The 25,983-nt window shown below is 72.0% G+C and carries 20 protein-coding genes and 1 pseudogene; 16 read left to right on the top strand and 5 right to left on the bottom strand.

The features are described 5' to 3' along the window. The first annotated feature begins 113 nt into the window (after positions 1-113). The 13 genes from ACIOGZ_RS16450 (at position 114) to ACIOGZ_RS16390 (ending at position 16,064) form a co-directional block, all read left to right on the top strand. Entirely contained in the window at positions 114-1,043 is a 930-nt protein-coding gene (locus ACIOGZ_RS16450; RefSeq protein WP_363587795.1) for a DUF2520 domain-containing protein, read from the top strand. After that, positions 1,043-1,948, top strand: coding sequence for a pantoate--beta-alanine ligase (panC, locus tag ACIOGZ_RS16445; protein WP_363587740.1), 906 nt, complete (start codon positions 1,043-1,045; stop codon positions 1,946-1,948). The genes ACIOGZ_RS16450 and panC overlap by 1 nt, the downstream gene beginning before the upstream one ends. A gap of 78 nt (positions 1,949-2,026) precedes the next feature. Next, entirely contained in the window at positions 2,027-2,476 is a 450-nt protein-coding gene (panD, locus tag ACIOGZ_RS16440; RefSeq protein WP_363587738.1) for an aspartate 1-decarboxylase, read from the top strand. 16 nt (positions 2,477-2,492) lie between these two features. After that, on the top strand, positions 2,493-4,166 hold the full coding sequence (locus ACIOGZ_RS16435) for an L-aspartate oxidase (protein ID WP_363617793.1): 1,674 nt from the start codon (positions 2,493-2,495) through the stop codon (positions 4,164-4,166). Between the two features lie 4 nt (positions 4,167-4,170). Further along, positions 4,171-5,142 (top strand): carboxylating nicotinate-nucleotide diphosphorylase, encoded by a 972-nt coding sequence (gene nadC, locus ACIOGZ_RS16430; protein ID WP_063348830.1) that lies wholly within the window; start codon positions 4,171-4,173, stop codon positions 5,140-5,142. Positions 5,143-5,172: 30 nt separating this feature from the next. After that, complete coding sequence (locus ACIOGZ_RS16425; RefSeq protein ID WP_363589006.1) at positions 5,173-5,958, top strand: type III pantothenate kinase; 786 nt, start codon at positions 5,173-5,175, stop codon at positions 5,956-5,958. 156 nt (positions 5,959-6,114) lie between these two features. Beyond that, positions 6,115-6,855 carry a hypothetical protein gene (locus ACIOGZ_RS16420; RefSeq protein ID WP_363589008.1) on the top strand — a complete coding sequence of 247 codons (741 nt, stop codon included), beginning with the start codon at positions 6,115-6,117 and terminating at the stop codon, positions 6,853-6,855. Between the two features lie 94 nt (positions 6,856-6,949). Beyond that, positions 6,950-8,506 (top strand): bifunctional lysylphosphatidylglycerol synthetase/lysine--tRNA ligase LysX, encoded by a 1,557-nt coding sequence (gene lysX, locus ACIOGZ_RS16415; protein WP_079135798.1) that lies wholly within the window; start codon positions 6,950-6,952, stop codon positions 8,504-8,506. A gap of 262 nt (positions 8,507-8,768) precedes the next feature. Beyond that, positions 8,769-9,206: a BlaI/MecI/CopY family transcriptional regulator gene (locus ACIOGZ_RS16410; protein WP_363589010.1), complete on the top strand. Its 438-nt coding sequence runs from the start codon at positions 8,769-8,771 to the stop codon at positions 9,204-9,206. A gap of 10 nt (positions 9,207-9,216) precedes the next feature. Further along, a complete protein-coding gene (locus tag ACIOGZ_RS16405) occupies positions 9,217-9,753 on the top strand; it encodes an amino-acid N-acetyltransferase (RefSeq protein WP_350878402.1) in 537 nt (178 codons plus the stop codon). Between the two features lie 91 nt (positions 9,754-9,844). Further along, positions 9,845-10,195 (top strand): Lsr2 family protein, encoded by a 351-nt coding sequence (locus tag ACIOGZ_RS16400; protein WP_350878401.1) that lies wholly within the window; start codon positions 9,845-9,847, stop codon positions 10,193-10,195. Between the two features lie 650 nt (positions 10,196-10,845). Next, positions 10,846-13,365, top strand: a complete 2,520-nt coding sequence (locus ACIOGZ_RS16395; RefSeq protein ID WP_350878400.1) for an ATP-dependent Clp protease ATP-binding subunit — start codon at positions 10,846-10,848, stop codon at positions 13,363-13,365. A gap of 341 nt (positions 13,366-13,706) precedes the next feature. Next, a complete protein-coding gene (locus ACIOGZ_RS16390; protein ID WP_400809974.1) occupies positions 13,707-16,064 on the top strand; it encodes an immune inhibitor A domain-containing protein in 2,358 nt (785 codons plus the stop codon). 99 nt (positions 16,065-16,163) lie between these two features. On the opposite strand, the gene ACIOGZ_RS16385 is transcribed toward ACIOGZ_RS16390, so the two are convergent. Continuing rightward, complete coding sequence (locus tag ACIOGZ_RS16385) at positions 16,164-17,357, bottom strand: beta-eliminating lyase-related protein (RefSeq protein WP_363632233.1); 1,194 nt, start codon at positions 17,355-17,357, stop codon at positions 16,164-16,166. Between the two features lie 373 nt (positions 17,358-17,730). On the opposite strand from ACIOGZ_RS16385, the gene ACIOGZ_RS16380 reads away from it, so the two are divergent. Then, entirely contained in the window at positions 17,731-18,651 is a 921-nt protein-coding gene (locus tag ACIOGZ_RS16380; RefSeq protein WP_363589017.1) for a M23 family metallopeptidase, read from the top strand. A 36-nt stretch (positions 18,652-18,687) separates the two neighbouring features. Here the strand turns inward: ACIOGZ_RS16380 and ACIOGZ_RS16375 are convergent, their stop codons facing one another. After that, entirely contained in the window at positions 18,688-19,323 is a 636-nt protein-coding gene (locus ACIOGZ_RS16375) for a helix-turn-helix domain-containing protein (RefSeq protein ID WP_363589019.1), read from the bottom strand. A 219-nt stretch (positions 19,324-19,542) separates the two neighbouring features. On the opposite strand from ACIOGZ_RS16375, the gene ACIOGZ_RS16370 reads away from it, so the two are divergent. After that, positions 19,543-21,144: an MDR family MFS transporter gene (locus ACIOGZ_RS16370; RefSeq protein WP_363589021.1), complete on the top strand. Its 1,602-nt coding sequence runs from the start codon at positions 19,543-19,545 to the stop codon at positions 21,142-21,144. 71 nt (positions 21,145-21,215) lie between these two features. On the opposite strand, the gene ACIOGZ_RS16365 is transcribed toward ACIOGZ_RS16370, so the two are convergent. Beyond that, the gene (locus ACIOGZ_RS16365) at positions 21,216-22,163 is read right to left on the bottom strand and encodes an A/G-specific adenine glycosylase (RefSeq protein ID WP_400809970.1); all 948 of its coding nucleotides are present in this window, start codon (positions 22,161-22,163) and stop codon (positions 21,216-21,218) included. A 194-nt stretch (positions 22,164-22,357) separates the two neighbouring features. On the opposite strand from ACIOGZ_RS16365, the gene ACIOGZ_RS16360 reads away from it, so the two are divergent. Continuing rightward, positions 22,358-23,230 carry a hypothetical protein gene (locus ACIOGZ_RS16360; protein WP_363589023.1) on the top strand — a complete coding sequence of 291 codons (873 nt, stop codon included), beginning with the start codon at positions 22,358-22,360 and terminating at the stop codon, positions 23,228-23,230. A 219-nt stretch (positions 23,231-23,449) separates the two neighbouring features. Here ACIOGZ_RS16360 and disA read toward each other — a convergent pair whose 3' ends face one another. Both disA and ACIOGZ_RS16350 read right to left on the bottom strand, forming a co-directional pair. After that, complete coding sequence (disA, locus tag ACIOGZ_RS16355; RefSeq protein WP_063351299.1) at positions 23,450-24,508, bottom strand: DNA integrity scanning diadenylate cyclase DisA; 1,059 nt, start codon at positions 24,506-24,508, stop codon at positions 23,450-23,452. Positions 24,509-24,709: 201 nt separating this feature from the next. After that, a pseudogene (locus tag ACIOGZ_RS16350) lies at positions 24,710-25,858 on the bottom strand (DNA repair protein RadA); the annotation flags it as partial. Positions 25,859-25,983 lie beyond the last annotated feature (125 nt).

Below are 25,983 nucleotides of genomic sequence, written 5' to 3'. Positions count from 1 at the left end.
CGGAACGAGGAGCTAAGGACGAGGGCCGGGCCGTGAACACGTCCGACAGTGCCGACCACGCCGCCGACGGCGGGTTCGCCCCGCTCGCCGACGGCTTCGGCGATCCGAGCCACCTGAACGACCCGAGCTACCCGGGCTACGCCGACGACCCGACCGACCCCGGCAACCGCCCGGCCCGGCTGGCCGTCGGCGTGGTCGGCACCGGCCGGGTCGGCCCGGCGCTGGGCGCCGCCCTGCAACTCGCCGGGCACACCGTGGTCGCCGCCTCCGGGGTGTCCGCCACCTCCCGCCGCCGCGCCGAGGCGCTGCTGCCGGGGGTGCGGATCGTCACCCCGCCGCAGGTGCTGGCCGCCGCCGACCTGGTGCTGCTCACCGTGCCGGACGACACGCTGGCCGACCTGGTGGCCGGCCTCGTCGCGACCGGCGCCGTCCGCCCCGGGCAGCTGCTGGTGCACACCTCCGGCGCGCACGGCGTCGGCATCCTGGAGCCCGCCACCCTGGCCGGGGCACTGCCGCTGGCGCTGCACCCGGCGATGACCTTCACCGGCACCTCCGTCGACCTGGACCGGCTGGCCGGCTGCCCGTTCGGGGTGACCGCCCCCGAGGAGCTGCGGCCGGTCGCCGAGGCGCTGGTGGTGGAGATGGGCGGCGAGCCGGAGTGGGTGCCGGAGCAGGTCCGCCCGCTCTACCACACGGCCCTCGCGCACGGCGCGAACCACCTGGTCACCCTGGTCGCGCAGGCGATGGACCTGCTGCGCACGGCCGGCGTCGCCGAGCCCGGCCGGCTGCTCGGCCCGCTGCTCGGCGCCGCCCTGGACAACAGCCTGCGCTCCGGCGACGCGGCCCTCACCGGCCCGGTCGCCCGGGGCGACGCGGGCACCGTGCGGCGCCACCTGGCGCAGCTCAGTACGGTGTCCCCGGACATCCCGGCGGCCTACCGGGCGATGGCCCGCGCCACCGCGCAGCGGGCGCTCGCCAACGGGACGATCGACGAAGCGTCGGCGGCGGCGCTGCTGGACGTACTGAACGAGGAGAATCGCTAATGGCACGCGGAAAGCAGCCGGTCAGGACCCAGCGGGCGCCGAAGGTCCACCGGGCCGTCGTCACCCGCACCGTGGACGACTTCGAGGCCGCGTTCTGGCCGGACGAGCGCCCGGTCGACAACGCCGTCGTGATGACCATGGGCGCGCTGCACGAGGGCCACGCCGCGCTGATCCGGGCCGCCCGCAAGCAGGTCGGCCAGGAGGGCCGGGTGGCGGTGACGGTCTTCGTCAACCCGCTGCAGTTCGGCCCGGCCGAGGACCTGGAGCGCTACCCGCGCAGCCTGGACGAGGACGTGAAGCTGGCCGAGGAGAACGGCGCCGACGTGGTGTTCGCGCCCTCCGTCGACGAGGTGTACCCGAACGGCCGGCCGCAGGTGCGCCTGTCGGCCGGCCCGATGGGCGAGCGCTTCGAGGGCGCCACCCGCCCCGGCCACTTCGACGGCGTGCTGACCGTCGTCGCCAAGCTGCTGCACATCACCGACCCGGACTTCGCGTTCTTCGGCGAGAAGGACGCGCAGCAGCTCGCGATCATCCAGCGGATGGTCGCCGACCTGGACTTCGACGTCGAGGTGGTCGGGGTGCCGACCGCCCGCGAGGAGGACGGGCTGGCGCGCTCCTCGCGCAACCGCTACCTCTCCACCGACGAGCGCGAGCAGGCCCTCGCCCTCTCCAAGGCGCTGTTCGCCGGCCGGGACGCCGCCGCCCAGGGCCCGAAGGCCGTCCGCGAGGCCGCCTCGGCCGTCCTGGACGCGGCCGAAGGCATCACCCTCGACTACCTCGCCCTGATCGACCCGCACGACTTCAGCGAAGCGGCGGACGACTTCCAGGGCGCGGCGGTGCTGGCCGTCGCCGCGAAGGTGGGTTCCACCCGCCTGATCGACAACGTCCACGTCATCTGCCGCTAGGCAACCGGCCACCCGGCACGGAACCGTTCGGCAAGAGCTCCCCTTTCAGGCATGCACTCACAGGAGGCGTGACCCGCAATGCTCCGCACCATGCTCAAGTCCAAGATCCACCGGGCCACCGTGACCCAGGCCGACCTGCACTACGTCGGCTCCGTCACGGTGGACGAGGACCTGCTCGACGCCGCCGACCTGCTCCCCGGCGAGCTGGTCCACATCGTCGACATCGACAACGGGGCCCGGCTGGAGACCTACACCATCGCCGGCCCGCGCGGCTCCGGCGTGATCGGCATCAACGGCGCCGCCGCTCGCCTGGTCCACCCCGGCGACCTGGTCATACTCATCGCCTACGGGCAGATGGACACGGCCGAGGCCAAGGGCTACGAACCGAGCATCGTCTTCGTGGACGAGCGGAACCGGATCACCGGCCTGGGCGGCGACCCCGCCGAGGCCCCGGAGGGCACCGGACTGCTCCGCGGCGACGGGGCGTACGGTGACGGCAACGGCGCGGCCCCGACCGCCGCGCGCTGAAGGAGCCACTGACGCCATGTCCGCCACGCACCGCCTCACCGCCCCGGCTCCCGGCTGGACCGCCACCACCGACGTGGTCGTGGTCGGCTCCGGGGTGGCCGGCCTCACCGTCGCCCTCAACGCCCGCAAGGCCGGCCTGCGGACCATGGTGGTCACCAAGGCGATGCTGGACGACGGCTCCACCCGCTGGGCCCAGGGCGGCATCGCGGCCGCCCTGGGCGAGGGCGACACCCCCGAGCAGCACCTGGACGACACCCTGGTGGCCGGCGCCGGGATCTGTGACGAGGAGGCCGTGCGCACCCTGGTCACCGAGGGCCCGGACGCCGTCCGCCGGCTGATCGCCGTCGGCGCCGCCTTCGACCGCGGCGCCGACGGCGAGATCCTGCTCACCCGCGAGGGCGGCCACCACCGCCGCCGGATCGCGCACGCCGGCGGGGACGCCACCGGCGCCGAGATATCGCGCGCCCTGGTGGAAGCCGTCCGCAACGACCCCGGCGTCGAGCTGATCGAGCACGCCCTCGTCCTCGACCTGCTCACCGACGCCGACGGGCACGCCGCCGGCCTCACCCTGCACGTGATGGGCGAGGGCCAGCGCGACGGCGTCGGCGCCGTCCGGGCCCGCGCGGTGGTCCTCGCCACCGGCGGCATGGGCCAGGTCTTCTCCGCCACCACCAACCCGGCGGTCTCCACCGGTGACGGCGTGGCGCTCGCCCTGCGGGCCGGCGCCGCCGTCACCGACCTGGAGTTCGTCCAGTTCCACCCGACCGTGCTCTGGCTCGGCCCGGAGGCCGAGGGCCAGCAGCCGCTGGTCTCCGAGGCGGTCCGCGGCGAGGGCGCCCACCTGGTGGACGCGCACGGCACCCGCTTCATGCTCGGGCAGCACGAGCTGGCCGAACTGGCCCCGCGCGACATCGTCGCCAAGGCGATCACCCGGCGCATGCAGGAGCAGGGCGCCGAGCACATGTACCTGGACGGGCGGCACTTCGGCGCCGAGATGTGGCAGCAGCGCTTCCCGACCATCTTCGCCTCCTGCCGCGCGCACGGCATCGACCCGGTCACCGAGCCGATCCCGGTCGCCCCGGCCGCGCACTACGCCTCCGGCGGCATCCGCACCGACCGGCACGGCCGCACCAGCGTCCCCGGCCTGTACGCCTGCGGCGAGGTCGCCTGCACCGGGGTGCACGGCGCCAACCGGCTGGCCTCCAACTCGCTGCTGGAGGGCCTGGTCTTCGCCGAGCGGATCGCCGCCGACCTCGCCGACCGCCACCGCCGCGGCGCACTGCCCGAGCGCGCCGTGGACGTCGCCGCCGCCCGCGCCGCACGGCCGGTGCCGCTGCCCGCCCCCGAGTCGCGCGCCGAGATCCAGCGGCTGATGTCGCGCGGCGCGGGCGTGCTGCGCTCGGCCGCCACGATGGCCGGCACCGCCGCCGGGCTGGCCCTGCTCACCGAGCAGGCCCACGCGCACGTCGCCGAGGAGAAGCCCGCCGACCCGCGGGTGGAGACCTGGGAGGCCGCCAACCTGCTGCTGGTCGCCACCGCGCTGGTCGCGGCCGCCGCGCAGCGCGAGGAGACCCGCGGCTGCCACTGGCGCGAGGACTTCCCCGAGCGCGACGACGCCCACTGGCGGCGCCACCTGATCACCACCCTCACCGCCTCCGGCGGCCCCGTCAGCACCCCTGAGGAGCAGTAGAACCATGACCCACTCCCACGAGGAACTCCCCCTGGCCGACGCCCAGGGCGGCTGCGGCGACGGCTGCGCCTGCGGGGACGGCGAGGGCTACGAGACCGGCCTGGACCCGCAGCTGGCCGAGCTCCTGGAGCAGGCCGGACTGGACCCGATCGAGGTCGAGGACATCGCCACCCTGGCACTGGCCGAGGACCTGGCCGGCGGCGAGGACGTCACCTCGGTGGCCACCGTGCCCGCCGAGGCCGTCGCCACCGCCGACTTCACCGCCCGCCAGGCCGGCGTGGTGGCCGGCCTGCGGATCGCCGAGGCGGTCGTCTCGCTGATCTGCGAGGAGGAGTTCGAGGTCGAGCGGCACGTCCAGGACGGCGACCGGGTCGAGGCCGGCCAGGTCCTGCTGTCGGTCCGCTCCCGCACCCGCGACCTGCTCACCGCCGAGCGCAGCGCGCTCAACCTGCTCTGCCACCTGTCCGGCATCGCCACCGCGACCCGCGCCTGGGCCGACGCCCTGGAGGGCACCGGCGCCGTCGTCCGGGACACCCGCAAGACCACCCCGGGCCTGCGCGCGCTGGAGAAGTTCGCGGTGCGCTGCGGCGGCGGCGCCAACCACCGGATGGCCCTGTCCGACGCCGCCCTGGTCAAGGACAACCACGTGGTCGCGGCCGGCGGCGTCGCCGAGGCCTTCCGGGCCGTCAAGGCCGCCTACCCCGACCTGCCGGTCGAGATCGAGGTCGACACCCTGGAGCAGATCCCGCCGGTACTGGCGGCCGGGGCCGACCTGATCCTGCTGGACAACTTCACCGTCCCGCAGCTGAAGGAGGCCGTCGAGCTGGTGGCCGGCCGGGCGAAGCTGGAGGCCTCCGGCGGCCTGACCCTGGCCACCGCGCGCGAGGTCGCCCAGACTGGTGTCGACTACCTGGCGGTGGGCGCGCTCACCCACTCCTCGCCGATCCTGGACATCGGCCTCGACCTGCGCGCCTGACCTCTCGTCCCGACTCGCAGAAAGCGCCCCATGCTCCTCACCATCGACGTCGGCAACACCCAGACCACGCTCGGCCTGTTCGACGGCGAGGACGTGGTGGAACATTGGCGGATCTCGACCGATTCGCGCCGCACGGCCGATGAACTGGCAGTGCTGCTACAGGGGTTGATGGGCAACCACACCGCAGTCCGGGAGGCCACGGTGGAGGGCCTGGCGATCTGCTCGTCCGTTCCCGCCGTGCTCCACGAGCTCCGTGAGGTGACCCGCCGCTACTACGGCGACGTCCCCGCGGTGATCGTGGAGCCCGGCGTGAAGACCGGGGTGCACGTCCTGATGGACAACCCCAAGGAGGTCGGCGCCGACCGGATCGTCAACGCCCTGGCCGCCAACCACCTGTACGGCGGCCCGTGCATCGTGGTCGACTTCGGCACCGCCACCACCTTCGACGCCGTCAACGCCCGCGGCGACTACGTGGGCGGCGCGATCGCCCCCGGCATCGAGATCTCGGTGGAGGCGCTCGGTGTCCGCGGCGCCCAGCTGCGCAAGATCGAGTTGGCCCGGCCCCGCAACGTGATCGGCAAGAACACCGTCGAGGGCATGCAGTCCGGCATCCTGTACGGCTTCGCGGGCCAGGTCGACGGCCTGGTCGACCGGATGGCCAAGGAGCTGTCCAAGGACCCGGACGACGTCCAGGTGATCGCCACCGGCGGCCTGGCCCCCCTGGTCCTCGGCGAGGCCTCCACCATCGACGTCCACGAGCCCTGGCTCACCCTGATCGGCCTGCGCCTGGTCTTCGAGCGCAACCGCCCGGCCTGACCGGCCCCCGGGGCCCACCGTCGGCGCCCCCCGGTCCGTCCGGGGGGCGCCGACGCGCGTCCTCCCCCACTCCCGCGGCCGATTCCGCCGGGCCGAACGTGGGGCGTCGGCGCGACGCTACCGACAAATCGGATATTCCTCACGTAGTGTCAGCCCATGCCTACGCCACACGGATCGCGCGGCGGCATGGCCTTCAGCGCCGACGAAGTCCGCGTGCTGCGCCGCGCCCTCGCCCAAGCCCTGCACCCCGCCGTCCCCGTCCACCTCCAGCTCCCCGACCGTCCGGTGTTCGCCGGCCCGGGCGCCGAGCTGTGGGCGGAGGACGTCCAGGACGCGCTGCGTCTGACCGAGGCGATCGACGAGGCCGTCCAGGAGGGCGGCCGGCTGCGCGCCTTCCTGCTCGCCGACCTCGGGCGCTACCGGGCGGCCCTGCCCGGCAGCGCCCCCGGCTACCTGGAACGCCTGGAGGAAGCCGTGACCGACGGCTACCTGCCCGGCCCGGAGGACCTCACCGCGCTGCGCGGGCTGACCCGCCAGCCGTGCGGCCACGGCGAACGCGCCCGCCGCTCCCGGCTGGCCGGCCGCTGCCACGCGCTGGCCGAGGCCGCCGTCCGCGAGCGGCTCGCCCTCACCACCGGGCAGCCCCGCCACCTCGTCGTCGTACCGAGCCCCGCCGCACCCCCGAGCAGTCTCCCCACCCCTGTTGGAGGACGGATCACGATGAGCAGCACCGACTCCCCCGCCGAGCGGCCCACCGCCCCCCAGAACCCGCCCCGCCCGCACCGGATGCCCACCCCGGCCGAACTCTTCGGGCGCCGCCCCAAGCCCCCCGCCCACCCCGCGCCCCCGGCCGCGCCGGACCCCGACGAGATCGAACTCGCCACCGGCACCGGCTGAGCCGCCCGCACCCGAGGAGGGGGACCGCCGACGCGGCCCCCCTCCTGCGTTATCCCGTGGCGGAGCACGGTGTGTGGCTGGCTACCCTTGTGGGGTGAGCGATCAGAGCCCCATCCCCGCGACCGACGACCTTCCCGAGCAGATGCGCGTCCGGCGCGAGAAGCTGGACCGGCTCCGGGCGGCCGGTGTCGACCCCTACCCGGTCGGCTTCCCCCGCACCAGCACCATCGCGGACCTGCGCGCCAAGCATCCGGACCTGGAACCCGACACCGCGACCGGTGAGCGGGCCGGCGTCACCGGCCGGGTGATCCTCTCCCGCACCGGCGGCAAGCTCTGCTTCGCCACGCTGCGCGACGGCACCGGCGACCTCCAGGTGATGTTCTCCCTGGACAAGCTGGGAGCGGAGCGGCTGGCGGCCTGGAAGACGGACATCGACCTGGGCGACCAGGTCGGCGTCGAGGGCGAGGTGATCACCTCCAAGCGCGGCGAGCTGTCCGTGATGGTGGACCGCTGGGAGCTCACCGCCAAGTGCCTGCGCCCGCTGCCGGACAAGCACAAGGGCCTGACCGACCCGGAGGCCCGGGTCCGCCAGCGGTACGTCGACCTGATCGTCAACCCCGAGGCCCGCGAGATCCTGCACCTGCGCAGCAAGGTGGTCCGCTCGATCCGCCGCACCTACGAGGACCGCGGCTACATCGAGGTCGAGACCCCGATGCTGCAGCCGGTGCACGGCGGCGCCAACGCCCGCCCGTTCAAGACGCACATCAACGCGTACGACATCGACCTCTACATGCGCATCGCCCCCGAGCTGTACCTCAAGCGGCTGGTGGTCGGCGGCGCCGAGAAGGTCTTCGAGATCAACCGCAACTTCCGCAACGAGGGCGCGGACTCCACCCACAACCCGGAGTTCACCTCGCTGGAGTCGTACGAGGCGTACGGCGACTACGACACCCAGGCCGAGCTGATCCGCGAGACGATCGTCAACGCGGCCCGGGACGCGCTGGGCACCACGGTGATCAAGGGCCTGGACGCGCACGGCGTGGAGCACGAGATCGACCTGGCCGAGCCGTGGGAGGAGGTCTCCGTCTACCCGGGCATCTCCGCCCGCCTGGGCGTCGAGGTCACCCCGGAGACCGGCGTCGAGGAGCTGCGCAAGCTGGCCTTCGACCACGGCATCCCGTTCGACAAGGACTGGGGCCACGGTCAGATCGTGCTGGAGATGGTCGAGCGCCTGCTGGAGGAGAACGCCGTCCGGCCGACCTTCATCAAGGACTACCCGACCGAGGTCTCCCCGCTGACCCGCCAGCACCGCTCGGTGCCGGGCGTGGCCGAGAAGTGGGACCTGGTGATCTTCGGTACCGAGATCGGCACCGCCTACTCCGAGCTGGTCGACCCGGTCGAGCAGCGCGCCCGCCTGACCGCGCAGTCCCTGCTGGCGGCCGGCGGCGACGTCGAGGCGATGCAGATCGACGAGGACTTCCTGCGGGCCCTGGAGTACGCGATGCCGCCGACCGGCGGCCTCGGCCTCGGGGTGGACCGCCTGATCATGCTGCTGACCGGCAAGAACATCCGGGAGACCGTGCTCTTCCCGTTGGTGAAGCCGGAGGCGAAGGCTTCCGCCGCGACGGCGGAGAAGACCGAGGAGGAGTGACTGATGGACTACGTCAGCGCGATCGTGCCGCCGCTGGTCATGGCGATCGGCTTCGGATTCCTGGTGCGGGCCATCATCCGCAGCCAGGGCGGAGCCCAGAAGGCCAAGGAAGACCTCGACTGACCCGCGAGCGAACCCGCGACTGACACCGTCAGCCGCCGAACCACCGGCGCGCCGCCATTCCCGATTCCGGGGGTGGCGGCGCGCCGGTTTGGCGCACTTCACAAGATTTGCCCCATTCACTCCCTATCCTGGCCGCACTATGGTCCGGCAACTCGGTGAACTTGAGAACGCCATCATGACCCGGGTGTGGCAGTGGAACCGGCCGGTGACGGTTCGCGAGGTTCTCCTGGATCTGCAGTCGGAACGCGAAATCGCGTACACCACGGTGATGACCGTCCTGGACAAGCTCCACAGAAAGGGCTGGCTGCGCCGCGAGCGGGTCGGCCGGGCCTATCGATATGAACCGGTCTCGTCCCGCGAGGCGTACACCGCGGCGCTGATGAACGACGCGTGGGCCACCAGTGACAATCCGGCCGCGGCCCTGGTGCACTTCTTCGGCCTGATGTCGCCCGGGCAGCGCGAGGCGCTGCGGGACGCCTTGCGGGTCACCGCTCTGTTCCCGCCGGATCCGCCCCCCGCCGAATCCGCGGAGCCGGGACCGGATACCGGGGAGACCCCGCCGGGCGCGACACGATAACGTCCCGGCCATGGAGGTCACCATCCGCCGTGCGCGGACCACGGACGTGCGGACCGTACGCGGGCTCATCGACGCCTACTCGCGCGACGGCATTCTGCTCGACAAGCCCACAGTCACACTGTTCGAATCCGTCCAGGAGTTCTGGGTCGCCGAACGCGACGACACCGGTGCGGTGGTGGCCTGCGGCGCCCTGCACGTGATGTGGGAGGACCTGGCCGAGGTCCGCACGCTCGCCGTCGATCCGTCCTGCCGGGGCTTCGGGGTCGGACATCTGCTGCTGGAGAAGCTGCTGCAGACCGCGCGCTGGCTCGGCGTCCGTCGGATTTTCTGCTTGACGTTCGAGGTTCCGTTCTTCGCGAAACACGGTTTCGTCGAGATCGGAGAGCTTCAGGAAACCGATGATGGTACGACAGACCCGGCGGCGATCGCTACGGATGTCTATGAAGAACTTCTCCGCTCGTACGATGAAGGTGTCGCGGAGTTCCTTGACCTGGAGCGGGTGAAGCCCAACACACTGGGCAACTCGCGCATGCTGCTGCACCTCTGAGCGGCTCCGCGCCGGTCAAGGGTTTGTGTTTTCCGGAGAAAGGCGCTTTCCTTTCCTTAGGCAATGGGTCGTTTAGCGGAAAGGGAAGCCCGTGGCACAGAGGGTGCAGGTCATTCTTGAAGACGATCTCGACGGTGGTTCGGCGGACGAGACGGTGACGTTCGCGCTCGACGGCGTTGCCTACGAGATCGACCTGAAGAGCGTCAACGCGGACAAGCTGCGCGGTCTGCTGGCGCCGTACGTGGAGAAGGGCCGCAAGCAGAGCGGCCGGCTCGCCGGCCCGCGGCGCCCGGGTCGCGGCACCGCGCCGCGCCCCTCCGGCAGCGCGCCGGACACCGCGAAGATCCGCGCGTGGGCCAAGGAGCAGGGCATGGAGGTCAACGACCGCGGCCGGGTGCCGAGCACCGTCCGCGAGGCCTACGACAAGGCCAACGCGTCCTGACCCCGGCGCCACCGGAACGCCGGAGCGGATGCGGGGCCCCGGCGGCCGCACACGGCGCCGACGACACACGCGCGGGGCGCGGAGGACTCTCCTCCGCGCCCCGCGGCGCGCACCCCGGGGGCCGCAGGGCCACCGGTACCGGGGGGCGTCCGGGGCGCGGGCTCGGGCGGCGGAACAATCACGAGCTGTGCAACGCTGTAAGGGCGAAGCGGTAACGCCGGCACCACCGGGCGGCGTGCCTGCCGCACCGGCCGTGCCGAACCGCCGTCGCCGCGACGCGACTTCTCGCCAGGCGAACACCGCCACCGCGGAAACTGCGCGAGAAGCGCCCCGATACCGGGTATGAATGCAGGTGGACGGGTTCTTCGACCCGTCCAGGGGCAGTATGCGTGACCGGCCGGAGACGGCCCGGCTCCGCCCCGGCGGCTCTTGTTCGCCGATGGCGTAGCGGTATCCGGTGCATCCGGGCCACCTGTGGGAACACCGTTTCCCAGCATCAGGTTGGGATTGGTGTCGGCTGGTCGCGCAGCATCTCGCTCCCGTACCGGGGAGTGAATCCGTGGGCCGCGCCGCTGAGCGGGACTAGCATGCGGAAGGACAGGGCGGGGACCGACCCCGAACTGCCCGACCGCTCTGAGGAGCGATAAACGATGTTCGAGAGGTTCACCGACCGCGCGCGGCGGGTTGTCGTCCTGGCTCAGGAAGAAGCCCGGATGCTCAACCACAACTACATCGGCACCGAGCACATCCTCCTGGGTCTGATCCACGAGGGCGAGGGCGTCGCCGCCAAGGCCCTGGAGAGCCTCGGGATTTCCCTTGAGGCCGTGCGCCAGCAGGTCGAGGAGATCATCGGCCAGGGGCAGCAGGCCCCGTCCGGCCACATTCCCTTCACCCCGCGGGCGAAGAAGGTCCTGGAGCTGTCGCTCCGGGAGGCGCTGCAGCTCGGCCACAACTACATCGGCACCGAGCACATCCTGCTCGGTCTGATCCGCGAGGGCGAGGGCGTCGCCGCCCAGGTCCTGGTCAAGCTGGGCGCCGACCTCAACCGGGTGCGCCAGCAGGTCATCCAGCTGCTCTCCGGCTACCAGACCGGCGGCGGCAAGGAGTCGGCCACGGCCGGCGGGCCCGCCGAGGGCACCCCGTCGACCTCGCTGGTCCTGGACCAGTTCGGCCGCAACCTCACCCAGGCCGCCCGCGAGGCCAAGCTCGACCCGGTCATCGGGCGCGAGAAGGAGATCGAGCGGGTCATGCAGGTGCTGTCCCGCCGCACCAAGAACAACCCGGTCCTGATCGGCGAGCCCGGCGTGGGCAAGACCGCCGTGGTCGAGGGCCTGGCGCAGGCGATCGTCAAGGGCGAGGTCCCGGAGACGCTCAAGGACAAGCAGCTCTACACGCTGGACCTGGGCGCCCTGGTGGCCGGCTCGCGCTACCGCGGTGACTTCGAGGAGCGCCTGAAGAAGGTGCTCAAGGAGATCCGCACCCGCGGCGACATCATCCTGTTCATCGACGAGCTGCACACCCTGGTCGGCGCGGGCGCCGCCGAGGGCGCCATCGACGCCGCCAGCATCCTCAAGCCGATGCTGGCCCGCGGCGAGCTGCAGACCATCGGTGCGACCACCCTGGACGAGTACCGCAAGCACCTGGAGAAGGACGCCGCGCTGGAGCGCCGCTTCCAGCCGATCCAGGTCGCCGAGCCGTCGCTGCCGCACACCATCGAGATCCTCAAGGGTCTGCGCGACCGCTACGAGGCCCACCACCGGGTCTCCATCACGGACTCCGCGCTGGTCGCCGCCGCCACCCTGGCCGACCGCTACATCTCGGACCGCTTCCTGCCGGACAAGGCGATCGACCTGATCGACGAGGCCGGCTCCCGAATGCGCATCCGCCGGATGACCGCGCCGCCGGACCTGCGCGAGTTCGACGAGAAGATCGCCGACGTGCGCCGCGAGAAGGAGAGCGCGATCGACGCGCAGGACTTCGAGAAGGCCGCGTCCCTGCGCGACGACGAGAAGCAGCTCCTTCAGGCCAAGGCCAAGCGCGAGAAGGAGTGGAAGGCCGGCGACATGGACGTCGTCGCGGAGGTCAACGAGGAGCTCATCGCCGAGGTCCTGGCCACCGCCACCGGCATCCCGGTCTTCAAGCTGACCGAGGAGGAGACCTCGCGGCTGCTGCGCATGGAGGACGAGCTGCACAAGCGCGTCATCGGCCAGAAGGACGCCATCAAGGCGCTCTCCCAGGCCATCCGGCGCACCCGTGCGGGCCTCAAGGACCCGAAGCGCCCCGGCGGCTCGTTCATCTTCGCCGGCCCGTCCGGCGTCGGTAAGACCGAGCTGTCCAAGACGCTCGCCGAGTTCCTCTTCGGCGACGAGGACGCGCTGATCGCGCTCGACATGTCCGAGTTCTCCGAGAAGCACACCGTCTCCCGGCTCTTCGGTTCGCCCCCCGGGTACGTGGGCTACGAGGAGGGCGGCCAGCTGACCGAGAAGGTCCGCCGCAAGCCGTTCTCCGTCGTCCTCTTCGACGAGGTCGAGAAGGCCCACCCGGACATCTTCAACTCGCTGCTGCAGATCCTGGAGGACGGTCGCCTGACCGACTCCCAGGGCCGCGTGGTCGACTTCAAGAACACCGTCATCATCATGACGACCAACCTCGGCACCCGGGACATCTCCAAGGGCTTCAACCTGGGCTTCGCGGCCACGGGTGACTCCACGACCGGGTACGAGCGGATGAAGGCGAAGGTCGGCGAGGAGCTCAAGCAGCACTTCCGCCCCGAGTTCCTGAACCGCGTCGACGACATCGTGGTGTTCCACCAGCTGTCCGAGGAAGACATCATCCAGATCGTCGACCTGATGATCGAGAAGGTGGACGGCCGCCTCAAGGACAAGGACATGGGCCTGGAGCTCAGTGTCGAGGCCAAGAAGCTGCTGGCCAAGCGCGGCTACGACCCGATCCTGGGCGCCCGGCCGCTGCGCCGCACCATCCAGCGCGAGATCGAGGACCACCTCTCCGAGAAGATCCTCTTCGGCGAGCTGCGGGCCGGCCACATCGTGGTCGTCGGTGTCGAGGGTGAGGGCAAGGAGGCCAAGTTCACCTTCCGCGGTGAGGAGAAGTCGGCCGTCGCGGACACCCCGGCCGCGGTCGCCTCGTCCGGCCCGGACCTGACGAAGTAGCAACATTTAACAGACAACTTCACAGCTACCGAGCCCCCGGCGTCCGCGCCGGGGGCTCGGCGCGTTCCGGCCGGCCGGACCGGGGGCGCCCGTGGGCGAGGGCGGATGGCCTCGCGGCGGGCTGGTGCGGGTGCGTCCGATTTCTCAGTAAGCTTTAACGGACATACGGTTGACATATGGTCAGCTGATCGGAAGTTGCGCAGGATAGCGCCGTGGCCATGTCATGGTCAAGGGCTATCTTTTCTGTCCACGCTTGTATCAAATGACGTCCACCTGTCTTTCATTTTGGTTTGCCGGGCTTTGGCCAAGAGCTGGCCCCGGTCGGGGAGGACGTCACAACTTTGAAGAACATCAGGAGATCCGCTGCGGCTGCCACGGCCGCAGCGGTCATAGTCGCGCTCGGCGCGGGCCTGTTCCCGGCCACCGCCGTCGCCGCGGGCTCGGCTCCCGCACCCAGGGACCCGGCCGACGCCGTCCAGTCCGCCAACATCGAGCACAACCTGCCGGGCCCGCTGACCGAGAAGGTCGAGGCCGAGCAGAAGGCCGCCACCGAGCAGCTGATCGCGGGCACCGCCCAGGTCGAGCAGCACAACGGCAGCAGCAGCATCAAGCTGGGCAAGGACAAGTACGTGGAGCTCGGTCGCGAGCGCACGGACAAGATCTTCACCATCCTCGTCGACTTCGGCGACCAGGTGGACAACACCACCAAGACCGAAGACGGCAAGGTCATGTACGGCGGTGAGCCCGGCCCGAAGCACAACGAGATCGAGAAGCCGGACCGCGCCAACGACAACTCGACCGCCTGGCAGGCCGACTACAACCAGCAGCACTTCCAGGAGCTGTACTTCTCCAAGGACAAGCCCTCGCTGAAGACCTTCTACGAGAAGCAGTCCTCGGGCCGCTACTCGGTCGACGGCGTGGTCTCGGACTGGGTGCGGGTGCCGTGGAACGAGGCCCGGTACGGCTCGGACTACTGCGGCTCCAACGTCTGCGACAGCGCCCAGGACCTGATCCGCGACGCCGTGGACATCTGGTACAAGGACCAGCTGGCCAAGGGGCAGACCAAGGAGCAGCTCAAGGCCACCCTGGCGTCGTACGACCAGTGGGACCGCTACGGCTCCCACAACGACGGGAACTTCAACCAGCCCGACGGGTACATCGACCACTTCCAGATCGTGCACGCCGGCGAGGACAAGTCGGCCGGCGGCGGCAAGCAGGGCAGCAAGGCCCTGTGGGCCCACCGCGCGTACGCCTACGGCAACCTGAACGGCCAGGCGGGCCCGGCCGACAACAAGCTCGGCGGCGTCCAGGTCGGCGACTCCGGCTTCTGGATCGGCGACTACACGATGCAGCCGGAGAACGGCGGCCTCGGCGTCTTCGCCCACGAGTACGGCCACGACCTCGGTCTGCCGGACCTCTACGACACCGCCGGCACCGGCATCGACAACTCGGTCGGCTTCTGGTCGCTGATGTCCTCCGGTTCCTGGCTCGGCGAGGGCAAGGGCGCCATCGGCGACATGCCGAACGACCTCGACGCCTGGAGCAAGCTCAAGCTCGGCTGGCTGAAGTTCGACAAGGCCAAGGCCGGCACCGAGTCGACCCACCACATCGGCCCGGTCGAGTACAACAGCAGCCTCCCGCAGGCCCTGGTCGTCGAGCTGCCGAAGAAGACCATCCCCACCGACATCAACAAGCCCGCTTCGGGCAAGAGCGAGTGGTGGAGCGGCAGCGACGACAACCTGAACGTCACGCTCACCCGTGACATCGACCTGACCGGCAAGACCAAGGCCAGCCTGAACGCCAAGGCCTGGTACGAGCTGGAGGCGAACTTCGACTACGCCTTCGCCGAGGTCTCCACCGACGGCGGCACCAACTGGACCGCCCTGGACGGCACCTGGAACGGCAAGCCGATCACGAAGGACGCCGGCGGCCGCGCGGCCCTCACCGGTCTCACCGCCGCCTGGGGCGACGTGTCCTTCTCGCTGGACGCCTACGCCGGCAAGGCCGTCAAGGTCCGCTTCCACAACACCACCGACGGTGGCCTGCACTACCGCGGCTTCGCCGTCGACGACATCTCGGTGACCGCCGACGGTTCGACGGTCTTCAGCGACGACGTCGAGAACGGTGACAACGGCTGGGTGGCCAAGGGCTTCACCCGCTTCGCCGGCAGCTACACCAAGGACTACGGGCAGTACTACATCGCGGAGAACCGCCAGTACGTCTCCTTCGACCAGACCCTGAAGACCGGCCCGTACAACTTCGGCTGGGGCAACAGCCGGCCGAAGTGGGTCGAGTACTACCCGTACCAGCCCGGTCTGCTGATCTGGTTCTGGGACGAGTCGCAGCCCAACAACAACGTCAGCGCCCACCCGGGCCACGGTCTGATCCTGCCGATCGACTCGCACCCGACCCCGCTCAAGTGGAGCGACGGCGCCCTGCTGCGTCCGCGCATGCAGGGTTACGACTCGACCTTCGGCTCGCGCAAGACCAGCCAGCTGACCCTGCACAAGAACGGCGTCGAGACGGTCGTCCCGAAGGCCAAGGGCGTCGACGAGTTCTCGGACCTGAAGTCGTGGTGGTCCAAGGACAACCCGTACAGCGGCGTGGACGTCCCGAAGACCGGTACCAGCATCGAGGTCGAGAACGAGTCCTCGAACTACCTGGAGACCTGGATCCGGGTCCGCCCGGTCGACAACTGATCGGTCGAGCAGTAGCGATCAGCCTGTGACCAGGCGGTTCTGACCCACCACGTCCGGCCCGTCCCCGCATCGCGCGGGGGCGGGCCGGACGCTTTCCGGTCAGGCCCCGCTGCGGCTCCCACCGGCCCCGGCGCCCCGGGCCGGCAGCCGGTCCAGGAAGGCGGCGGCCGCCTCGGCGACGTCCGCCGCCGTCCAGTCGAGCGCGGACGCCGACACCGTGACCTCGGTCATCGCCAGGCCCGGCAGGTCCCGCTCGCGCCAGCCGCCGAACAGGGCGACCCCGGTCTCCTCGGCCAGCCCCAGCCCGGCCTCGTCCAACTCCCCGGCGGCGTACGGCAGCCAGAACTGGAACTGGTGGGTGTGCGGCGGGGCCGGGTGCACCCGGGCGCCCGGGACCGCCGCGAAGGCCGCGTCCAGCGCCTCGGCGACCACCTTGGCGTGCGTCACGTACCGCTCCAGCAGCGGGAGTCGGGCGTCCAGCCCGGCCAGCGCGGCGAGAGCCGCCGGCCACTGCTGGTAGAGCTGGCCGCCGTACCGGTGCCGCCAGGCCCTGGCGGTGCGGACGAAGCCCCGCGAACCGGCCAGCGCGGCGCCGCTGATGCCGCCGAGCGTCTTGTAGAAGGACACGTAGACCGAGTCGGCCAGCGCGACGATCTCCGGCAGCGGGTGCCCGAGGTGGAACACCGACTCCCAGATCCGGGCACCGTCCAGGTGCAGGGCCGCGCCGCACTCCTCCCGGACGACCCCGGCCAGCGCCGCCAGCGCCGCCCAGTCGGGCAGCACGAAGCCGGCCTCGCGCAGCGGCAGCTCCAGGCTGAGCGCGGCGTACGGCTCGTCGAAGGAGCGCAGTTCCTCGACGGTGGGCTGGCGCGGGGCCATGGTCGGCCAGACGCTGCGCAGGCCGGTCAGCACGCCGAGCGCGTGCCGCTCGTGCTGGTCGGTGTGGGCCAGCGGGTGGGTCGCGACGGTGCGCAGCCCGGCCGCCTCGGCGTGGATCCGCAGGGCGACCTGCTGGGCCATGGTGCCGGTGGGGAAGAAGGCCGCGTCCTCGGTGCCGAGCAGGTCGGCGACCGTGCGTTCGAGGGTGCGGACCACGCCGTCGCCGTACTGGTCCGGGCGGTGGTCCAGGTCATGGCCGCCGCCCTCCCCCGCGAGGGCGGCGAGGCGTTCGCGCATGCTCTGCGGCCGGTCGCCGGACAGGATCCGCTCGCAGCCGCGCAGGGCGGCGAAGCGGCGGTCCGGCAGGCTCGGGCGGTCATTGCCGTCGAGGTCTTCGCTCCTGTTGCCATACATGCGTCGATGGTCCCCCAGCGGGCCCGCCAGGTCAGCGGGGCGGACGGCGGAAAGGGGTGCGCGGCCGACCCAAACCCCGGACGGGCATGGCGCTGGTCACACCGGCCGGGCTCCCGTCGGGCGCGGTACGACCGGCGGTAGTAGCCCGGCCGCGGGCGCGGGCGGCCCGCCACAGGCCGGTGGTAGACGATCGGATCTCATGATCATTACTCCGTCAGCTTGAATCTCCGGCGCGACGCTGACTACACGCCGTAGTACGTCACGCCGTTTGGGACTCCGCTCGGTGACCGTTACACCTGAGTGGTCCCCCGCTCAGCACGCGCCCGAACGGGCACTTCGTGCTGCCCTCGTCCACCGTGAGGTACGGCTACCGATGTCCTCTGTCCCGCCCGTGGGGCCGGTCCTGCGCCGGCTCGCCGCCCGAACGGCGGCCCAGGCGGCGGCCTGGCAGCCCCGGCTCGGCCATGCCGCCCGCACCCATGCCGCGCCGCTGCGCGCGCTCGCCGCGCCCCGGCACCCGCTGCCCGGCGGGCACCCGCAGGCCGAACGGGAGCGCGCGGTGGTCGCCGCCGGGGCGGCCGCGGTGCTGCTCGCCGGCGCACTGCTGGTGGCCGCGCCCGGCAGCGCCTCGGCGCAGACCGTCCGGCCCACCACGCCCGGCAGCTCGGCCTTCACCGCGCCGCAGGCCGCCGTGCCCAGCCCGGGGCTGGTCCAGGTGGCCGGGCCGAGCCCGTACCGGCTGCCGAACGACGGCGACTCGGCGCAGGAGTTCGTGGCGGTGGCCGCCAACCTGCTGCCGGTGGAGCCGCCCGTCGCCGACGCGCCGGCCGAGGCCCCCGCGACGGAGCCCGAGGCCGCGCCCGCACCGGAGCCCGCTCCGGCTCCGGAGTGGTCGGCCCCGGTGCCGGACGCGCCGACCAGCAACCCGTACGGGGTGGCCAACTCCGAGTACGCCGCCGGGTACCACACCGGGGTGGACTTCGCGGTCGACCCGGGCACGCCGCTGCTGGCGGTCGGGAACGCGACCGTGGTGTCGGCCGGCTGGGACGGCTCGTACGGCAAGGAGGTCGTGCTGCGGCTGGAGGACGGGCACTACGCGCAGTACGCGCACCTGTCCTCGCTCGGGGTCTCGCCGGGGGAGCAGGTGTCGGCGGGCGAGCAGATCGGGCGGTCCGGGAGCACCGGCAACTCGACCGGACCCCACCTGCACTTCGAGATCCGCACCAGCAACCGCTACGGCGCGGTGGTGAACCCGATCGCGTACCTCGCGGGGCACGGCGTCACCGCGTTCTGAGCCCGGCCCCAGCCACCGGTCCGCCCGCCCGTCCGCTCAGGAGTGGGCGGGGGCCGGGTGGCCGATCCGGCCGCCGATCTCCAGCGCGACCTCCCGGGCCGCCCCGATCGCCTCCTCCAGGGTGGCCGCCGGCGGCGAGGACTCGCCCCACACGTTGTCGCCGTGGTCGCAGTCCGCGGCGTCCTGCTTGAGCAGGAACATCGCCGAGTGGACGGTGAACAGCGACATCGTGGCGCGCAGCCGCTCCCGGAAGTCGGCGTCCGGCCCGTGCACCAGCTGGATCATCGTGATCATGCGGTCCTTGAACGCCAGCCCGGCCGCGGACTCGCGCAGCGCGGGCTGGTTCTCGTGGAAGAAGCGCAGCAGCGGCGCCCGCTCGGCCATCCCGTCGGCGAAGCGGCGGATCAGCTCGTCGCGCATCTCCGGGCTCCAGGACTGCTGCCGGCCCCACGCGATGGTCTCGTCGATCGGCGCGGCCATCCGCTCCACGATGCCCAGGACGATGTCGTCCTTGGTCTTGAAGTGGTAGTAGAGCGCGGCCTTGGTGACACCGAGGCGGTCGGCGATCTCGCGCAGCGAGGTCTGCTCGTAGCCCTGCTCGGAGAAGAGCTCCAGGGACACCTCGATGATGCGGGACCGCGTGTCGCTGCGGGGGCTGTGCGGAGTGCCCATGGCCTGCCTCATGAGTGCGTCGGTGACTGCTGCGGACCCCGGTGGCGTCCGCCCCGGGCCCATTCTCCCTGCCCAGGCAGCCGGGCGGGAAACTGGCTTGACGACCGGCTAGTAAACAACTTACCGTGCCGACGGTCCACAAACTAGCCGGGCGTCAAGTAAGTGAATCACTGCGCGGCCTCCGCCCGTCCGAAAAACCCCTCCGGGAGACACCACCTCATGTCACAGTCCAAGACCACCGGCCCGGTACCGGAGGAGAAGTCAGCCGAGGAGGAGCAGCCGCGGTCGCCCCGCGAGATCCGCCTCGTCATGGTCGGCCTGGTCGTCACCATGCTGCTGGCCATGCTCGACAACCTGATCGTCGGCACCGCGATGCCGACCATCGTCGGCGACCTCGGCGGCGCCGAGCACCTGTCCTGGGTCGTCACCTCGTACACCCTGGCCACCGCCGCCTCCACCCCGATCTGGGGCAAGCTCGGCGACCTCTACGGCCGCAAGGGCACCTTCCTCACCTCGATCGTGATCTTCCTGGTGGGCTCGGCGCTGTCCGGCCTGTCGCAGAACATGAACGAGCTGATCGGCTTCCGCGCCCTCCAGGGCCTGGGCGCCGGCGGTCTGATGGTCGGCGTCATGTCGATCATGGGTGCGCTGGTCGCGCCGCGTGACCGCGGCAAGTACCAGGGCATGTTCGCCGCGGTCATGGCCCTCGCCACCATCGGCGGCCCGCTGGTCGGCGGCTTCATCACCGACCACCTGAGCTGGCACTGGACCTTCTACATCAACCTGCCGCTCGGCGTGATCGCACTCGCCGTGGTCGTCGTCACCCTGAAGCTGCCGAAGGTCCGCAACAACGCCCGGATCGACTACTGGGGCGCCATCCTGCTCACGACGGGCATCACCTCGCTCGTCCTGATCACCACCTGGGGCGGCCAGCAGTACGACTGGGGCTCCAAGCAGATCCTGGGCCTCGCCGCGCTCGCCGCCGCGACGCTGATCGCCTTCTGCTACGTCGAGCAGCGGGTGCAGGAGCCGATGCTGCCGCTGAGCCTGTTCAAGAACCTGAACTTCACCCTGGTCTCGATCATCGGCTTCATCGTCGGCTTCGTGATGTTCGGCTCGACCGTCTTCCTGCCGCTCTACCAGCAGATCGTCCAGGGCGCCTCGGCCACCAACTCCGGCCTGCTGCTGATGCCGATGATGTTCGGCATGCTGGTCGTCTCGCTGGTGGTCGGCCAGGCCGTCACCAAGACCGGCAAGTACCGGATATTCCCGATCATCGGCACCATCGTGATGACCGTCGGCATGGTGCTGCTCTCCACCATGGGCACCACGACCAGCAGCTTCACCTCCGCCTGCTGGATGGTCGTGCTCGGCGCCGGCATGGGCTTCCTGATGCAGATCACCATGCTGGTCGCGCAGAACAGCGTCGAGCTCAAGGACATGGGCGTGGCCAGCTCCACCGCCACCCTGTTCCGCACCATCGGCGGTTCCTTCGGTGTCGCGCTGTTCGGCGCCCTGTTCAACAACCGGGTCACCGACACCATGAAGGAGCGGTTGGGCGACCACGCGGCGGCCGGCGGCGGCGTGAAGGACCCGGGCCAGATGAGCCCGGCGGACCTGCGCAAGCTCCCCGAGAACATCCAGGACGCCTACCACCACGCGGTATCCAACGGCATGCACACCGTCTTCCTGTGGGGTGCCGGGGTGGCCGTGGTCGCGATCGCCGCCGCGGTGTTCATGCGCGAGGTGCCGCTGCGCGGCACCGGCACGGGCAAGGCGGACAAGTCCGCCGAGGCCTCGCTGGAGGCGGCGGCCGTCTGACCGCCCTCCCGCCGACACGACGGCGCCCCCGGAGGACTCCTCCGGGGGCGCCGTCCCGCGTTCGTGGCCGACTACTGGGGAAGCCGGTAGACGCCCTGCTCGACGGGCTCCACCAGGCCGTCCGCGACCAGGCCGTCCAGCGCCCGGGCCCGCTGCACCGCGTCCGGCCAGACCGCGTCCAGCCGGGCCTGCGGCACCGAGCCGTGCGACTCCCGCAGCACCGCGAGCAGCTTGCCGCGCACCTGCCGGTCCGTCCCCTCGTAGGTCTGGCCGCGCCGGGCCGGGCCCTCGTACGGCGGGCGGCCGGCCCGCTGCCAGGCGCAGTGGGCGAACAGCGGGCAGCCCCCGCACTCCGGGCCGCGCGCGGTGCAGACCAGCGCGCCCAGCTCCATCACGCCGACCGCCCAGGTGGCCGCGGTCTCGGCGTCGTCGGGCAGCAGCGCCGTCGCCGTCCGGCGCTCGGCGGCCGTGGTGGCCTGGGCCGGGTACTCGACACCGGACACCGCGCGGGCGAACACCCGGCGGACGTTGGTGTCCAGCACCACATGCCGCTGGCGGAAGGCGAAGGAGGCGACCGCGGCGGCCGTGTACTCCCCCACCCCGGGCAGCGAGAGCAGGGTGGCGTGGTCGTCCGGCACCTCGCCGCCGTGCTCCTCGGTGATCGCCACCGCGGCCGCGTGCAGCCGCAGCGCGCGGCGCGGGTAGCCGAGCCGGCCCCACATCCGGACCGCCTCGCCGGGCGCCTCGGCCGCGAGGTCGGCCGGGGTGGGCCAGCGGGTCAGCCACGCCTCCCAGGCGGGCAGCACCCGCTTCACCGGAGTCTGCTGGAGCATGAACTCGCTCACCATGATCGCCCAGGGCGTCGCCTCGGGCGTCCGCCAGGGGAGGTCGCGCTTGTCGGCCTCGTACCAGTCGAGGACGGTCGCGTGCAGCAGCGGCAGGGGCATCGAAAGCCGGACGGCGTCCGGCGCGGCGCCTGCCGGGGGGACGGGGGCGGGGGTGACAGTGATGGCAGCCATGGCCCTTCGATCCTCCCATGTCGACGGGCGCGACCGAAGCGGAGAAAAGAACTCCGGATATCCCTGCGGATCTCCCGGAGAACCACCGCTTCGAAGCTCCCTCGAACGGCGCAAATGGCGGATCATGTGAAGGAAGGGGCGACTGTGCGGTGTTGGTGCGTCAAGCGGCACACACAGTCTCGTAGAGTTTGGGCGTGCCCTCTCTGCGTCAACCCGTGGGACCGCTGCCGGCCTCGATCTACTGGCGTCGGCGCGTCGTCGTGCTCGTCGCCGTCGCGGCGGTCGCCGCCCTGATCGCCTGGCTGATGATCGATCAGGACGGGGGCGGTGACGGCGGCTCATCGAGCAAGGCCGCGCAGGCCGTTCCGTCCCAGAGCCAGACCCCCGCCCAGTCCATCACACCCGGCGCGTCCCCGAGCGGCCCCGCGGCGCGCCCCGGCGGCGGCAGCGGCGGCAACGCGAGCGGCGGCCCGGTGGCCGGCTCCGGCGGCGGCGAGGTCAGCCTCAGCACCGGCGGCACCGGCGGCGGCGCCAACCCGGCTCCTGCCACCGGCGGGGGCACGGGTGGCGGTGCGGCGGCGGGCGGCGCCGCGGCCGGCGGTTCCGGCGGCTCGGGCGGCGGCGCCCCGGTGGTGAACACGCCCGAGGTGATGGCGCTTCCGGTCTGCGTCTCCTCGCAGGTCACCCTGGAGCTGGCCAGCGCGCAGAACTCGTACCAGCCCAAGGACAAGCCGCGGCTCTCGCTCACCGTGAAGAACGCCTCCGGCGCCAACTGCCGGGTGGACCTGGGCCGGACGGCCTCCGCGATCACCGTGACCGCCAGCAACGGCGACCGGGTCTGGTCCTCCGGCGACTGCCCGTCCGACCGCGGCAGCAGCTGGGTGCAGATCCCGGCCAACAACGGCCTGACCGAGACCTTCACCTGGGACCGCAGCCGCAGCAAGCCGCAGTGCGCCACCGCCGACCCGGCGCCCCCCGCGGCGGGCACCTACCTGGTGGTCGCCGACCTCACCGGGCTCTCCGGCGGCCAGGTCTCGGCGCGCTCCTCGATCCGCCTGGACAGCTGAGCCCCCTCGACTCGACTCGACTCGAAGCCCCCGGCCGACGCGGCCGGGGGCTTCGGCGTCTCACGGACCGGCCAGCGTGCGCTGGTCGAGGTGCGCTGGTCGAGGTGCGTCGGTCGGGATGGCTCGGCGGGGGTGGACTCGGCGGGGGTGCGCGACGGCCCCCGGGGCGTTCCCCGGGGGCCGTGCGCGGCGGTGCGTCAGGCCGGACGTGGCGCCGGGTCAGACGTAGCGCTCCAGGATGGACGATTCGGCGAGCCGGGACAGGCCCTCGCGGACCGAGCGGGCCCGGGTCTCGCCGACGCCCTCGACCGTCTGCAGGTCGTCGATGCTGGCGGCGAGCAGCTTCTGCAGGCCGCCGAAGTGCTCGACCAGGCGCTCTATCACTGTGTTGGGCAGGCGCGGGATCTTCGCCAGCAGCCGGTAGCCGCGCGGCGAGACCGCCGAGTCCAGCGACTCCGGGGAGCCCGAGTAGCCGAGCGCCTTGGCGACCGTCTGAAGGTCCAGCAGCTCGGCGTGGGTGAGCGCCTCCAGGTCGGCCAGCACCTCGTTGACCGTCCGGCCCTTCTTGGCGGCCCGCTCCGGGAAGTAGTCCCGGGCGACCAGTTCGCGCTCCGGCTCCACGCCCGCGATCAGCTCGTCCAGCTGGAGCGAGAGCAGCCGGCCGTCGATGCCGAGCTCCAGCACGTAGCCGGCGATCTCGGTGGCGATCAGCCGGACCATCTCCAGCCGCTGGGCGACGGCGGTGACGTCCCGGACCGTCACCAGGTCCTCGATCTCCAGCGCGGACAGCGTGCCGGCCACCTCGTCCAGCCGCAGCTTGTAGCGCTCCAGGGTGGCCAGCGCCTGGTTGGCGCGGGACAGGACGGTGGTGGAGTCCTCCAGCACCCGGCGGGTGCCGTTGACGTACATCGCGATCAGCCGCATCGAGTGCGAGACCGCCACCACCGGGAAGCCGGTCTGCCGGTTGACCCGCTCCGCGGTGCGGTGGCGGGTGCCGGTCTCGTCGGTGGGGATGGTGGAGTCCGGCATCAGGTGCACGCCGGCCCGGACGATCTTGGTGATGTCCTTGTCCAGCACCACCGCGCCGTCCAGCTTGCACAGCTCGCGCAGCCGGGTCGCGGTGAACTCGACGTCCAGGACGAAGCCGCCGGTGCAGATCGACTCGACCGTCTTGTCGAAACCGAGCACGATCAGGCCGCCGGTGTTGGCCCGGAGCACCCGCTCCAGGCCGTCGCGCAGCCCCGTGCCGGGTGCGATGGCACTGAGGGAGGCCCGCAGCAGGGCCTCCTCACGGGAGGCCTTGTCCGCCCCCCGGTCGCTGGCTGCCACGTGACTCCTCCGGTCGACCCCGTGCCGCGCGCCTCGCGCCGTGCGCCGGTCCGCGGTCTGTTGCTCTGTCGCTCAGTACCGCTCGGTACTGCCTTCTGGCCAATGAGACTGGGGAAAGTCTAACTGCGTGCGGCATCGACAGGGCTTGGGTCAGCGCAGTTCGTCGGAGTCGAGCGGCTCCCAGCCCTCCATCAGCTCCTCCGGGTGCGCGACGACCCGGGCCGCGCGCGGGGCCGGCGGCGCCGACGGTGCCTCAGCACGCGGCTTGGCGGCGGCCCGGCGGCGGCCCGGGATGGCCCGCAGCGCCTCGCCGATGTCGGCCACCTCGACCACCTTCATGCCCGGCGGCACCTTGCCCGGATCCGGCGGGACGAGGGCGTGCGTGAAGCCCAGCCGGTGCGCCTCGGCCAGCCGCCGCTGCACCCCCGTCACCCGCCGTACCTCGCCCGCCAGGCCGACCTCACCGATCGCCACCAGGTTGCTGGGCAGCGGGGTGTCCGAGGAGGAGCTGGCCACCGCGAGCGCGATCGCGAGGTCGGCGGACGGCTCGCTCAGCTTCACCCCGCCCACCGTCGCGGTGTAGATGTCCTGCTTGCCGAGCTTCACCCCGCCGTGCCGCTCCACCACGGCCAGGATCATCGCGATCCGGGGCGACTCCAGGCCCGAGGTGGTGCGCCGCGGGGACGGGATCTGCGAATCCACCATCAGCGCCTGCACCTCCGCCACCAGCGGGCGCTTGCCCTCCAGGGTGACGGTGAGGCAGGTGCCCGGGACGGGCTTGTCACGCCTGGTCAGGAAGAGGCCGGACGGATCGGCCAGGCCGACGATGCCCTCGTCGTGCAGCTCGAAGCAGCCCACCTCGTCGGTGGCGCCGTAGCGGTTCTTGATCCCGCGGATGAGCCGCAGCCGGGCGTGCCGGTCCCCCTCGAAGCTGAGCACCACGTCCACCAGGTGCTCCAGCAGGCGCGGGCCGGCGATCTGGCCGTCCTTGGTGACGTGGCCGACCAGCAGCGTCGCCATGCCGCGCTCCTTGGACACCCGGATCAGCGCGCCCGCCACCTCGCGGACCTGGGCCGGACCGCCGGGGGCGCCGTCCAGCTCGGCGGAGGCGATGGTCTGCACCGAGTCCAGGATCAGCAGACCGGGGTTGACCGCGTCGATGTGCCCGAGCACCGCACCGAGGTCGGACTCGGCGGCGAGGTAGAGGTGCTCGGAGAGCGCGTTGATCCGGTCGGCGCGCAGCCGGACCTGACCGGCCGACTCCTCGCCGGTGACGTAGAGCGTGCGGTGCCGGTCGGGGGGGGGGGGGGGGGCCCCCGCCCCCCCCCGGGGGGGGGGGGGGCCGCCGGCGGCGCCCCCCCCCCCGCCGCCCGCCCCGGGGGCCCCCCCCCCCCCCCCCCCCCCGGCCCCTTACGGGGCCCCCC

The organism is Kitasatospora sp. NPDC088160, assembly GCF_044741445.1.
Taxonomy (GTDB): Bacteria; Actinomycetota; Actinomycetes; order Streptomycetales; family Streptomycetaceae; genus Kitasatospora.
The sequence above is the reverse complement of the archived record's forward strand: the minus strand, read 5'-3'. Positions and strand labels throughout refer to the sequence as shown.

Excerpts from the sequence above, each read along its gene's own strand:
- panC (WP_363587740.1), top strand. The coding sequence starts at position 1,043 with ATGGCACGCGGAAAGCAGCCGGTCAGGACCCAGCGGGCGCCGAAGGTC.
- panD (WP_363587738.1), top strand. The coding sequence starts at position 2,027 with ATGCTCCGCACCATGCTCAAGTCCAAGATCCACCGGGCCACCGTGACC.
- ACIOGZ_RS16435 (WP_363617793.1), top strand. The coding sequence starts at position 2,493 with ATGTCCGCCACGCACCGCCTCACCGCCCCGGCTCCCGGCTGGACCGCC.
- nadC (WP_063348830.1), top strand. The coding sequence starts at position 4,171 with ATGACCCACTCCCACGAGGAACTCCCCCTGGCCGACGCCCAGGGCGGC.
- ACIOGZ_RS16425 (WP_363589006.1), top strand. The coding sequence starts at position 5,173 with ATGCTCCTCACCATCGACGTCGGCAACACCCAGACCACGCTCGGCCTG.
- ACIOGZ_RS16420 (WP_363589008.1), top strand. The coding sequence starts at position 6,115 with ATGCCTACGCCACACGGATCGCGCGGCGGCATGGCCTTCAGCGCCGAC.
- ACIOGZ_RS16410 (WP_363589010.1), top strand. The coding sequence starts at position 8,769 with ATGGTCCGGCAACTCGGTGAACTTGAGAACGCCATCATGACCCGGGTG.
- ACIOGZ_RS16405 (WP_350878402.1), top strand. The coding sequence starts at position 9,217 with ATGGAGGTCACCATCCGCCGTGCGCGGACCACGGACGTGCGGACCGTA.
- ACIOGZ_RS16395 (WP_350878400.1), top strand. The coding sequence starts at position 10,846 with ATGTTCGAGAGGTTCACCGACCGCGCGCGGCGGGTTGTCGTCCTGGCT.
- ACIOGZ_RS16385 (WP_363632233.1), bottom strand. The coding sequence starts at position 17,357 with ATGTATGGCAACAGGAGCGAAGACCTCGACGGCAATGACCGCCCGAGC.
- ACIOGZ_RS16380 (WP_363589017.1), top strand. The coding sequence starts at position 17,731 with ATGTCCTCTGTCCCGCCCGTGGGGCCGGTCCTGCGCCGGCTCGCCGCC.
- ACIOGZ_RS16375 (WP_363589019.1), bottom strand. The coding sequence starts at position 19,323 with ATGGGCACTCCGCACAGCCCCCGCAGCGACACGCGGTCCCGCATCATC.
- ACIOGZ_RS16370 (WP_363589021.1), top strand. The coding sequence starts at position 19,543 with ATGTCACAGTCCAAGACCACCGGCCCGGTACCGGAGGAGAAGTCAGCC.
- ACIOGZ_RS16365 (WP_400809970.1), bottom strand. The coding sequence starts at position 22,163 with ATGGCTGCCATCACTGTCACCCCCGCCCCCGTCCCCCCGGCAGGCGCC.